The sequence below is a fragment of the Acinetobacter sp. ANC_7634 genome, from assembly GCF_056779875.1.
Genome location: NZ_JBWYIT010000001.1, coordinates 300,108 through 312,154 on the forward strand (window position 1 = coordinate 300,108; position 12,047 = coordinate 312,154).

The following is a 12,047-nucleotide window of genomic DNA, read 5'->3' on the forward strand; positions in this document are numbered from 1 at the left end:
TGATGGAGTTGTTGTTTTTTATTTGATTAAATATGTCAAAATTATAAATATGCGGTATAAAAAATGACGTATAAGATTAAATTGGCTTTGATTATCTCTACCATCTTCGTTGCAGGTTGTGATCTGAATAAGAAAAGCAAAGACACCTCACAGAATGTAGAAATTGCTGATTGGAGTTGTACTTTTCCTACGAATGTCAAAGAAATTGAACGCTTTGCGCAACAGGAATATAACAACATTTTAGATCGTCGTTTAAAAGCAACAGATCAGTATGAGTCAGATTTAAAATTACTTTCCCAAATCAACTCATCGCTTAGATTTGAACTCAAGTCGATTACAACAACGAGTGATCCTTCAAATGCAACAAACAAATTGACGTGTTCAAGCCAGTTGGTTATCCACCTGCCGAAGGGGCTTCAACGTCGTGCTGAAAATGCATACCTTGAAAAACCTTGCGAATACGAATGTGAACATGACGAAGGTAGTTATACGCTCCAACATTGGATTAATGATGTTCATGGCAATATCAGTTATGGGCAAGATAAGCTCACAGGCACTTTGAATTATGAGATTACCAAGACGGATAAAGAAGGTTTAATGCTGAGTGTGCAACCTGATAATGCATTGTTAGATATTGCTGCAAGTATGACGAGATATGCTGTTCAATTTGAAGCATTTCGTAAAGCAAATCAGAATGAATCAAAAGCTTACGAAGAGTATGAGGCTGTTCAACAAAAACAAAAGGCCTTGGCACTCAAAGCTATGCAATTGAGAAAATCTGATTTAGATAAAGAGCAAGCAAGAGCTGTCGAGCGACTTAATTTAACTTGGGATAATTTGAGCGGCGAACAAAAAGAGCAGCTAAAGAGCGATCAAACTGAATGGTTCGAACGTCGTGACGTGGATTGTAAAGTGGTCTCTCAAAAGTCAATTGAAAGTATCCCAGAAAAAGAACGCGAAACTTATCAGCAACATTATCAATATTGGGACAATGAAATGAATCAAATAAATGTTGAGATGCAATATTCTAAATGTTTCATTCAAAAGACAAATGAGAGAATTGTGTACCTAAACAATGTGTTTAATTAATTCATTACAATATAGCAAAAGGGCGAATTGATTCGCTCTTTTTTTATCGGCATGCTTAGGTATACAGAATATATGTGGAAGCGATATGCGTATTAGTGTGATTGGAGCAGGGCGCGTAGCTCATCATTTGGCTCAGGTATTGAGTCAGCATCATGAGATTGTCCAAGTGTTTAGTCGAGAGCAATCTAAAGCCAATTTGTTGGCGGCTTTAGTAAGAGCTAGACCATGCAATGCAATTGAAGATCTCGAAGACACTGTTGATATTGCATTATTGGTGGTGAGTGATAAGGCAATTGAAGAAGTTGCTGAAAAAGTTGCAAAACAGCTTCCTCAGGCTTTAATTGTACATACGTCTGGCAGTACCCATATCTCTAAAATCACGCAATATCATGAGCGTGCAGGTGTGTTCTATCCACTACAAACCTTTAGCTTTGAAAGTCAAATTGATTGGTTGAGTACGCCAATATTTGTTGAAGCGATGAGCGACCAGGATTTAGCATCCTTGACTCAAATGGCAAAAGAGTTGAGTCAAAAGGTTTATCAATATGACTCAACACAGCGCTTGAGTTTGCATTTAGCAGCTGTCTTCGCGTGTAACTTTACCAACTACTGCTATGACGTCGCTAAGCAGCTCGTAGATGCACAAAAAGTCGATTTTAATTTATTGTACCCATTGATTTTGGAAACTGCGAAAAAAGCGACTTTAAATGCCCCAAAACAGGTGCAAACTGGTCCAGCGATGCGTGGTGATCAAAACATTATCCATATGCATCAAGAGATGCTGGCGCAGGCTGGACGTACGGATTTAAGCCAAGTGTATAGTGTGGTGAGTGATCAAATTTATAAAAGACAATCAGAATAAAAAAACAGGACTTAAGTCCTGTTTTTTTATTATTGAATCTTTTTAAATAAGAAGTCGTTAATTTTATGGCCTTCTTCAATTCCACGACGTTCAAACTTAGTTTGAGGACGCCAGTCAGGACGAGGATAACTGTTACCTTTACCCGCCATATTTTCTAAACGAGGGCGGTTATCTAATACATCTAACATCCATTCTGCATAGGGTTCCCAATCGGTCGCAGCATGGAATGTTCCACCCATTTCAAGTTTTTCTTCAACTAAAGGCATACGATCGTGTGAGACGAAGCGACGTTTATGGTGACGTTTTTTCTGCCAAGGATCGGGGAAATAAAGTTGAATTGCATTGATACTGTTATCTGGCATTTCACGCAAAACTTGAATTGCATCCGCATCAAGTAAACGTAAGTTTGTCAAACCAGCCATACCCGCTTCATATACACATTGTGCAATGCCGGGAACATGTACTTCGATGCCGACATAATTGCGTTCAGGATTGGCTTTTGCCATAAGTACAAGAGAGCGCCCCATACCGAAACCGATTTCAACCGTCAATGGACGTTCAGGATGCTCAAATTGCTGACGTAAATCACCAACAGGATATTCCAAAATTAAGTGACCATATTGTTCAAGCGCAGTTCGTTGAGAAGTATTCAACGGAGATGAACGGCGCATAAATGTGACAATTTCGCGATGCTCGTTCAAGTTGTCTAATTCTACAACTTGCGGGTCTAATTGATCGTTCGACATAACTTTGGCAAATGAGAAAAAATTCGAATGCGGTATTTTAAGACCTGAGTCTCCTAAGTCAAACCTTTTTCTACCTGAAAGCACTACGTAGCTATCAATGATTTGTCGATCTATTCATGGACTTTTTCAAAATGTCATGAATTGTTCATCTACTTGTCATGCCTGTACACTAGGCTTGGAAAATAATATAAACAATGAATAAGACTTAAAATGAATAAAATAACGCTAAATAAATGGGTGTTCAATAAACTCACATTATCTTTATGTTTGATCGGATTTAGTTCAACGCCGTATGCTGAACTCATGATCAGCCAGTATGTGGATGGTAATAACAACAAGAAAGGTATTGAACTATACAATCCAGATGGAGGTGTTGTTGATTTATCCGCGTATCAATTAAAAATATTTCCGAATGGTCTAACCACCGCGAATTTGACGGTTAAGCTCCAAGGAACTTTAACAGCTCAGCAGCACTTTTTAATTGGACATTCAAATTTAAAAACTGAATTGGGTGAAGCAGTTCAGCAAACTGCTAACCTATCATTTAATGGCGATGATGCAATTGTTCTCTATAAAAACAATGTGGCTGTCGACCGTTTTGGTGCGATTGGAATACAGCAAAACTGGGCAACCGGTTTAAGCTTTGAACGTACAAAGAAAACACATGATGTCGTTTCGATAGATCCATCTGCACCCTTTGAAATTCAAAAAGAGTGGGCTAAATGGTCGGATCGCAATGCTTTTAACCAGTATTTAGCGATTAGTACAAATGAACCAATAGAGCCATCTCCGACGACTCTAAGTTGTAACTCTGCGAATACACCTATCGCTGAACTCTCACAAGCAGCTAAGAATCAAAACTATACTGTGAAGGGGGTGATTACTGCGGATTATCGTTATGCGAATGGATTCTCAGGTTTCTATATCCAAACCCCTGATGCCAAAGCAAAACCCGATCTAACTAACGCGATTTTTGTATATGCTCCTGCTTCAAGTCCTATAAAAGGAGGAAAAGTCGGAGAAGAAGTCGTTCTTAAAGGTCGATTAACTGAATATCAAAATCAGTTACAGATTGATAATTTATCCGAAAATATTTTAACTTGTAATCAAGCGGCAAGCGCTTGGATAACGCCATTATCAATCGAGTTACCATTTGAGAGTTTAACTAACGCGTCAGGGCATGCGCCAAAGCGTTATCAAGGTATGTTGGTTAAAATCCCTCAAACATTAACGGTAAGTGAAAATTACAATTATGGTCGCTACGGACAACTGTCATTAAGTCTAGGACGTTTGTTTATGCCGACCAATATTTATCCAGCTAAATCAGCAGAAGCAACGGCATTGGCGCAAAAAAATCTTTTGTCCAAAATTGAACTTGATGATGGATATAATGCACAAAATTTAACGCCTACACTGCCAAGTCAGTTTAGTGCTTTAAATACCCTACGTGCAGGTGATCAGTTAAATGCTGTTGAGGGTATTCTAGAATATCGATTTAATTCTTGGCGTATTCAACCTGTACAAGGTCGTACTCAAATCCAAATTAAAGCCAATAACCCGCGGCCACCAATGATTCAGAAAAATTCAAACCAAACCCGTGTCGTGGCTTTCAATGTTTTGAACTATGATAATGGTTTAAATGGTTTTCCAACTGAGCGAGGTGCTAGCAGCAAAGCTGAGTTTGAGAAGCAACATACCAAAATAGTCAGTGCAATGAAAGAAATCGATGCTGATGTATTTGGTTTAATGGAAATTGCGAATAATGGTTATGGTGAAAATAGTGCCATTGCATATTTAACACGAGCACTTGGATCGGAGTGGAAATATATCACTCCGCCAAATTCAAATCGATTAGGTGATGATGCGATTGCTGTTGCGATTATTTACAACAGTAAGCGTGTAAAACCTGTTAACGCTGCTGCAGTGTTTGATGACCAGTCACAAAGAAATCGAGTGACCCTTGCTCAAAGTTTTCAACCAGTGAGTGGCGGTAAAATCTTTACGGTTATTCCGAATCATTTGAAGTCTAAAGGAAGTTGTCCTTCAAATGATCAATCTGCTGATGCGGATCAAGGTGATGGTCAGGGGTGTTGGAATGCGACACGGGTTAAAGCGGTACAACAACTCATGCAGTGGATTGCAAAGAATCCAACGCAAATTACAGGTCATACGAATACGCTCTTGATTGGTGATTTAAATAGTTATGCGAAAGAAGATCCAATTTTGGCTTTAGAGCGTGCTAATTATACGAATGTACTGGCGGACAAGGTTGTAGGGCTCGGTGAACAGGCATATACCTATGTATTTGGTGTCGACAGTAACAAAGCTGGATTTGGTGGAGCAGGTAATTTGGATCATGCTTTAGCTGATGCTTCGCTATTTCCTGCGGTTAAGCGTGCATTTGTATGGCACATCAACGCTGATGAGCCAACGAATCTAGATTATAACGAAGAATTTAAGACTACAGAGCAGAAGTCGCTCTTTTATGCTGATCATGCATTTAGATCATCTGATCATGATCCAGTGATTGTCGACTTAGAGCTCAATAGCTCAACAAATGCTGAGCAGCCACAGCGTGACACTAAGTCAGGTGGTGGTTCGTTGAACTGGCTATCCATTTTAGGATTAAGCCTGTTAGCCTTGGTTGGTTGGAGACGCAGAAACCATTCCTAAAACTTAACAGTAAAAAAGAGCCATTTGGCTCTTTTTTTAAGTATTTGAGATACGTTCTATCAATGTTACGCTCGCTTGGTTTAGACCAATCACACGTACCTGAGTCCCTTGGGCTTCAAATTTAGCCACGACATTCGCTAACATATTGACAGAAGTGATGTCCCAAATATGAGCATAGCTGAGATCTATTTCTACTTGCTTGATATCTTCTTTGAAATTAAAAAATGCATAAAAAATTTCTGCGCTACTGAAAAATATTTGACCTTTCACCGTATAGTAGCGCACGTGATTTTCTAATTCAGATTGAACTTTTACTTCACTCTCGAGTTTATTAATGAGAAATAAGGCTGACAGAACTACACCAATCAATACGCCTAGAGCAAGGTTATGTGTTGCAAGAACAATCACCACGACAGTAAGCATGACAATATTACTTTGCACGGGATGTTTGCGGAAATTTTTTACTGAATCCCAATTAAATGTCGTGAACGCGACCATGATCATAATGGCGACTAAAGCAGCCATAGGAATATAAGCCAACCAATCTTTAAAGAAGACCACGAGACATAGCAAAAAAACACCAGCCACTAATGTCGATAATCTTGTTCTTGCACCTGAGCTGACATTGATGATGGATTGACCGATCATTGCACATCCAGCCATACCCCCCATAAAGCCACTTACCATGTTCGCGATCCCTTGACCGCGACATTCTTGATGACGATCTCCTTCAGACTCAGTCATTTCATCAATCACAGTCGTAGTCATCATGGTCTCAAGCAAACCAACTGTGGCGAGCGTGAGAGAGTACGGTAAAATAATAAGTAAAGTGTCGAGATTGAATGGAATTTCAGGAACTAAAAATACAGGCAAGGTATCTGGGAATGCACCTAAATCACTAACTGTTCTCATGTCAGCGCCAAGTAGAAGTGCCAATACACTGAGTACAATAATACACACTAATGGCGATGGTATGATTTTTCCGATTTTGGGTAAATAGGGAAATGCGTAAATGACCAATAAACCAATCGCTAAAAATATATAGCCTAAGCTATTCATTTGAGCAATTTCTGGAAATTGAGCGATAAAAATGAGAATCGCTAAAGCATTTAAGAAACCATAGACCACTGACTGGGAAACAAAACGCATGAGTTTTGCGACTTTGAGATATCCAGCGATAATTTGAATTACACCTGTCAGAATCGTAGCTGCCAATAAATATTGTAATCCGTGTTCTTTAACAAGAGTGATCATCAGCAGCGCCATCGCACCTGTAGCAGCCGAAATCATAGCAGTCCTACCACCAAAGAAGGCGATCGTAACAGCTATACAGAATGAGGCATACAGACCTACCTGAGGATCAACGCCAGCTATCGCCGAAAATGCGATTGACTCAGGAATCAAAGCTAAGCCTACGACTAAGCCTGCAAGTACGTCAGTTCGAATGTTAGAAAACCACTGATCTTTCTTTAAATAAATCACAATTTGCCTTTCACAAAGATGTAGCAGCGCTATGGTAAAACATCACACAAATAAAAGCTGAAAAAAGCTTGAAAATTAATTCAATCTGCACAATATTCATAAAGAGATCATCGATGTTTACGCTTGCTTGCAATTTAAAAAACAGTTCTTATTGAAAAAAAGCGTGAAGCAATTTAAAAATGATAGTAGTTAGATAACAAGGAAAAAGTATGAAGTTGTATTATTCGCCAGGTGCATGTTCACTCGCAGCGCATATTATTTTAAATGAAATTAATGTTGATTTTGATTTGGTTCGTGTTGATCTTAAAACTCATACCACTGAAAAAGGCGAAGATTACTTCGCAATTAATCCTAAAGGCTATGTGCCGGCGCTAGAAATTAATCCTGGCTTAATTTTAACGGAAAATGTCGCAATTTTACCATTTTTGGCACAGCATGATCCTGCTCAAGATTTAATCCCACCTTCTGGATTAGGTCGAGCAAAAGTATTAGAGTGGCTTGGTTATCTAAATTCTGAATTACACGATGCTTATGCAGTGTTTTTCGGTGCACCGCTCACGGACGATGCTAAACAAAAAGCGTATGCCGAAGTTGATCGTTTACTGACATTCATTGATAAAACAATTGGTGAATCTAATAATGATTATTTGGTAGATGATAATTTTGGACCTGCAGATGCATACTTATTTGTACTCACCAATTGGTCTAATCATATTGAACATGACTTGAGTCATTATAAAAATATTATTCATATACGCAATAAAGTTGCAGAGCGTCAGTCTGTACAGATTGCGATGCGAGATGAAGGATTGATTCCTTAACAGGCAAGGTTTCGTTCCGTTTGTTTCGAGAAAGAGCCGAAAGGCTCTTTTTTTACTCTAAAATTTTCAAAGAAATTTCACAAATATTTTTCAGAAATAGAGAGCATTAAAAAGACAAATTTTTCATCATAATTCGTTTCAGATTCAGTGGTAATTCATTAAATAAGATATCGTTATTCATGATATTTTTTGAACTAAACATTATTTAAGTTACTGATTTAAAACTGATATTTATATTTTGTATTTAAATCGTTGGACTAAAAAATGAGTTTGAAATTATATTCTTACAACGAATCAGGTAACAGTTATAAAGTACGTCTGTTAGCAGCATTATTGAAAGTGGATCTTGAAATTGTAGAACTAGATTATTTCAGTGATGAACAGCATAGTGAGAAATTTTTAAAAATTAATCCAAAAGGCGAAGTGCCAGCATTAGTAGATGGCGATATTGTTTTAACTGATTCTGCCGCAATTTTGGTGTATTTAGCAGGTAAATATTTAGATAAAAACACATGGTGGTCTGAGGATTTAGTAGAACAAGCTAAAATTGTAGATTGGCTTGCTTTTGCTGCCAGTTGGGTTCAATACGGGGTTTTCACGGCACGCGCGATATTGTCTTTCAAAGGTCCATACAATGGTTTGGGATTAGAAAGTACTGAGCAAACACTTAAAGAGGCGAAAATACGTGGTCACAAATCTTTGGCTATTTTAGATGGTGTGCTCAAAGACCGTGAATGGTTAGCGAATAATAGACCAACTATTGCGGATATCGCAGTGTTTGTCTATGTCGCGTTAGCACCTATGGGTGATATTTCTCTAGAGCCTTATCCAAATGTACGCGCTTGGATTGAAAGAATAAAAAATTTACCTAACTTTATCAAAATTGATGGATTGGATGATCCTTTGTATCGTCGAGTGAGTTAAGAAAAAACCCACTTTAAAAAGTGGGTTTTTTTTATTTAAAAAAGTATCCAGTTTCTGGAGAGCTTGCATTTGCCATACGTTTGCGTGGCATACGACCAGCAAGATAAGCCTCGCGTCCAGCTTCAACGGCTTTTTTCATAGCAGAAGCCATTAGAATCGGATTCTGTGCAGCAGCAATAGCAGTGTTCATGAGTACGCCATCACAACCTAATTCCATCGCAATAGCAGCATCACTAGCTGTACCAACCCCAGCATCCACCAATACAGGGACTTTGGCATTTTCTTTGATGATAGAAATGGTATGTGGATTAAGAATACCTAAACCAGAACCAATTAAACTCCCCAAAGGCATAATAGCGACACAGCCCATACTCTCAAGTTCTTGCGCGACAATAGGATCATCAGAGGTATAAACCATGATTTCAAAACCATCATCGATCAATGTTCTTGCAGCTTTTAAGGTTTCAGTAATATTAGGATAAAGCGTTTTTTCATCACCTAATACTTCAAGCTTGACTAAATTGTGACCATCTAAAAGTTCACGTGCGAGCATACAAGTGCGAATGGCACTATTGGCATCAAAGCAACCAGCTGTATTGGGAAGAATGGTGTATTTTTCCGGTGGAATCACTGAGAGTAGGTTAGGTTGATCTGGATTTTGACCAATGTTTACGCGACGGATTGCAACAGTAACGATCTCAGCACCACTGGCTTGGATTGCTAAGTCAGTTTCCTGCATATCCTTATATTTTCCAGTGCCCACTAATAGTCGTGAACTAAATGAACGTGATCCTATGATCAACGGACTATCTTCCATATTTACTCCGAGTTAACCACCGCCAACAGCATGAATTATTTCTATACGGTCAGCATCTGAAATAGGGGTATCTGCTAGTTTACTTTTTGAAATGATCATTTCATTTTTTTCAACAGCAAATCGTTTACCTTCTAGCGATAATTCTTGAACCAGTTCTAATAAGTTTTGGCATTGCGTTTGAATCGACTCGCCATTTAAAAAAATATTCATCAGATGACCTTCAAATTAATGTTGAATTTTGAATGCTTGCCATGCTAAAAGTAGCCAGCCAATAATCATCAATGCTCCACCAAGAGGTGTAATTGCCCCTAACCCGCGCGGGAGCCCTAAAGCCATGAGATATAGAGATCCACAAAATAAAATGATACCGAACTGGATGAAGATAAAGCTGAATTGAGTTGAAAAGTTTGGAATTATTTTTGGTATGAGTGCGAGTATTAATAATCCAATTGCATGATAAAAGAAATAATCAGTTGCAGTCTGCCACCATGTCAGTTGGGCTTCGGTTGCACGAGCTTTAAGGCCATGAGCGCCGAAAGCACCTAGCATTACGGCAAGCGCTAAATTAATGGCTGATATTGAGATCCACATCAGGTTATTCCCAATCGAAAATTGCGTCATACGATAGCATACATGACGTAAGATTTTTTTAAACTTGCATAGCCTAAATACAAAAAAAGAGCTTATAGCTCTTTTTTTGTAATCGTATTAATTTGATGACATGGCGATCTTGATCTTGTCCATGGCATTTTTTTCAAGCTGGCGAATACGTTCAGCGGAAACATTATATTCGGCTGCTAGTTCATGCAACGTAGACTTATCATCATCTAACCAGCGGCGCTGTAAAATATTGCGTGAACGATCATCAAGCTGATCCATTGCTTCATGTAAAGCAGAGGTGCTCTGTGATTCATAATCTTCTTCCTCTGCTAAACGAGCAGGGTCATAACGATTATCCTCTAAGTAAAGCGCAGGAGCGACATGAACTGAGCTTTCATCATCTTCATCGGATTGAGCTTCGAAGGCTGCGTCATAAGCTGTTAAACGACCTTCCATTTCAAGAACTTGTTCAGCTGTTACATTTAAATCAGCCGCAATAGATTGTGCTTCCTCGAGCGTTAATTTCTTGCTCGATTTTTTTAAGCTTCTTAAGTTGAAGAACAGTTTACGTTGAGCTTTAGTTGTCGCAATTTTAACAATACGCCAGTTACGAATCACATATTCGTGGATTTCAGCTTTAATCCAATGTACTGCAAAAGAAACTAAGCGTACTCCCATATTGGGATCGAAGCGTTTTACGGCTTTCATCAAGCCTAAATTACCTTCTTGGATTAAATCGCCTTGAGGTAAGCCGTAACCTGCGTAACTGCGGGCAATATGCACAACAAAACGAAGGTGGGACATCACCAGCATTTTAGCTGCGTCTAGATCTTGGTCATAAAAATAACGTTCAGCTAACTCTTTTTCTTGTTCAGCTGTCAAAATAGGGATCTGGTTTACAGTACTAATGTAAGCACCTAAATTGACCCCGGGCGCAGACAATGACAGGGGCATCAATTGATTGCTGCTGTCAGTCATGAGTACTCCTTATAGGAAAATAGTTTAAAAAACCAATTACATTCATCTTAATCCTTATAGCATACAGAATTAAGCGAATTTGGGTAGTGAAATGTAAATTTAAATACAATATTTATCCATGATTAATTTAGATGAAAACACCTAAGATTCAATCACGTAATGAAATTCAGAATCCGAAACTTGTTTAAATGCGCATGTCAATTTATGTAGCTGACAATAACGTTGAATATCGATTTGACTGTTCGGATCTGAAGCTTTTAATAAAAATTGCTGAGGTGCACTATTTTGTTTCATCGATTTCTTAAGTAGCAGTAAAGGTAAAGGGCAAGGTTTACCCATCGCATCGATTAACACTTGAGACATAGTAAAACACGAGATTGAATAATAAAGTTGGTCATTATTCTAGCAAAAGTGTGACTTAAGAATAAAATTAAATGATTTAGATGAACTGTTCAAATAAAGTGCAATTTTTGCACTAAATTTGTGTGATTAATATACAAGTTTTAGTTAGATAATTAGCTAAAATTTTTCTATTAATTGTGTTGTACCCATGTTAAGCTCAATGCGTACTTAAGGATTGCGTAGAGAAATTTGTTCTCTAAGCCTTATTTATAATGGATATAACCGGGATTTTGTTAATAGTTTTACAGAATGATTACAAGCTTTGAAATAAAAAATGTTTTAAAATTTGTTTGCTCTGCTGTTTGCAACACCGGGTGGTCCCTTTTCTTACCAACTGAGGATTAACTTATGACAGCTCGCGAACAAGGCGTTGTTAAGTGGTTTAACGATACTAAAGGTTTTGGCTTTATTCAACGCGCAGGCGGTGATGACGTATTCGTTCATTTCCGTGCTATTCAAGGTGAAGGCCACCGTTCACTTCGTGACGGTCAACGCGTAGAATTCAGCGTTGTACAAGGTCAAAAAGGTTTTCAAGCTGAAGAAGTTCAGCCTTTAGACTAATCCTACTTTTCACTGAAAATTAGGTTGCGCTCCAATTTTGATAAATTGGGGCGTTTTTTGTTTATACTATAGACCATTATCAAATATTGATT

At 38.3% G+C, this 12,047-nt stretch carries 13 protein-coding genes; 6 read left to right on the forward strand and 7 right to left on the reverse strand.

What is annotated here, in order from left to right:
• Nucleotides 1–63: 63 nt before the first annotated feature.
• Both AC1M9A_RS01385 and AC1M9A_RS01390 read left to right on the forward strand, forming a co-directional pair.
• A complete protein-coding gene (locus AC1M9A_RS01385; RefSeq protein WP_481609469.1) occupies nt 64–1,089 on the forward strand; it encodes a lysozyme inhibitor LprI family protein in 1,026 nt (341 codons plus the stop codon).
• Between the two features lie 85 nt (nt 1,090–1,174).
• Nucleotides 1,175–1,951: a Rossmann-like and DUF2520 domain-containing protein gene (locus tag AC1M9A_RS01390; RefSeq protein ID WP_481609470.1), complete on the forward strand. Its 777-nt coding sequence runs from the start codon at nt 1,175–1,177 to the stop codon at nt 1,949–1,951.
• A gap of 29 nt (nt 1,952–1,980) precedes the next feature.
• Here AC1M9A_RS01390 and trmB read toward each other — a convergent pair whose 3' ends face one another.
• Nucleotides 1,981–2,697 (reverse strand): tRNA (guanosine(46)-N7)-methyltransferase TrmB, encoded by a 717-nt coding sequence (gene trmB / locus AC1M9A_RS01395; protein ID WP_035265903.1) that lies wholly within the window; start codon nt 2,695–2,697, stop codon nt 1,981–1,983.
• A 210-nt stretch (nt 2,698–2,907) separates the two neighbouring features.
• On the opposite strand from trmB, the gene AC1M9A_RS01400 reads away from it, so the two are divergent.
• Entirely contained in the window at nt 2,908–5,370 is a 2,463-nt protein-coding gene (locus tag AC1M9A_RS01400) for an ExeM/NucH family extracellular endonuclease (RefSeq protein WP_481591221.1), read from the forward strand.
• Between the two features lie 36 nt (nt 5,371–5,406).
• Here the strand turns inward: AC1M9A_RS01400 and AC1M9A_RS01405 are convergent, their stop codons facing one another.
• A complete protein-coding gene (locus tag AC1M9A_RS01405) occupies nt 5,407–6,852 on the reverse strand; it encodes a SulP family inorganic anion transporter (RefSeq protein ID WP_481609471.1) in 1,446 nt (481 codons plus the stop codon).
• A 209-nt stretch (nt 6,853–7,061) separates the two neighbouring features.
• On the opposite strand from AC1M9A_RS01405, the gene AC1M9A_RS01410 reads away from it, so the two are divergent.
• Both AC1M9A_RS01410 and AC1M9A_RS01415 read left to right on the forward strand, forming a co-directional pair.
• Complete coding sequence (locus AC1M9A_RS01410) at nt 7,062–7,673, forward strand: glutathione binding-like protein (protein WP_481609472.1); 612 nt, start codon at nt 7,062–7,064, stop codon at nt 7,671–7,673.
• A 264-nt stretch (nt 7,674–7,937) separates the two neighbouring features.
• Complete coding sequence (locus AC1M9A_RS01415) at nt 7,938–8,597, forward strand: glutathione S-transferase family protein (protein WP_481609473.1); 660 nt, start codon at nt 7,938–7,940, stop codon at nt 8,595–8,597.
• 31 nt (nt 8,598–8,628) lie between these two features.
• Here the strand turns inward: AC1M9A_RS01415 and AC1M9A_RS01420 are convergent, their stop codons facing one another.
• From AC1M9A_RS01420 to AC1M9A_RS01440, 5 genes are all read right to left on the reverse strand, one after another.
• The gene (locus tag AC1M9A_RS01420; RefSeq protein ID WP_092766137.1) at nt 8,629–9,414 is read right to left on the reverse strand and encodes a thiazole synthase; all 786 of its coding nucleotides are present in this window, start codon (nt 9,412–9,414) and stop codon (nt 8,629–8,631) included.
• A gap of 12 nt (nt 9,415–9,426) precedes the next feature.
• Nucleotides 9,427–9,624 carry a sulfur carrier protein ThiS gene (thiS, locus tag AC1M9A_RS01425; protein WP_035265912.1) on the reverse strand — a complete coding sequence of 66 codons (198 nt, stop codon included), beginning with the start codon at nt 9,622–9,624 and terminating at the stop codon, nt 9,427–9,429.
• A 15-nt stretch (nt 9,625–9,639) separates the two neighbouring features.
• Nucleotides 9,640–10,005, reverse strand: coding sequence for a DUF423 domain-containing protein (locus AC1M9A_RS01430; protein ID WP_035265913.1), 366 nt, complete (start codon nt 10,003–10,005; stop codon nt 9,640–9,642).
• 117 nt (nt 10,006–10,122) lie between these two features.
• Nucleotides 10,123–10,992 (reverse strand): RNA polymerase sigma factor RpoH, encoded by an 870-nt coding sequence (gene rpoH, locus AC1M9A_RS01435; RefSeq protein WP_035265916.1) that lies wholly within the window; start codon nt 10,990–10,992, stop codon nt 10,123–10,125.
• 141 nt (nt 10,993–11,133) lie between these two features.
• Nucleotides 11,134–11,355 (reverse strand): sulfurtransferase TusA family protein, encoded by a 222-nt coding sequence (locus AC1M9A_RS01440; protein WP_035265917.1) that lies wholly within the window; start codon nt 11,353–11,355, stop codon nt 11,134–11,136.
• A 387-nt stretch (nt 11,356–11,742) separates the two neighbouring features.
• Here AC1M9A_RS01440 and AC1M9A_RS01445 point away from each other — a divergent pair, with 387 nt between their 5' ends.
• A complete protein-coding gene (locus AC1M9A_RS01445; protein ID WP_004824348.1) occupies nt 11,743–11,955 on the forward strand; it encodes a cold-shock protein in 213 nt (70 codons plus the stop codon).
• The last annotated feature ends 92 nt before the right edge of the window (nt 11,956–12,047 follow it).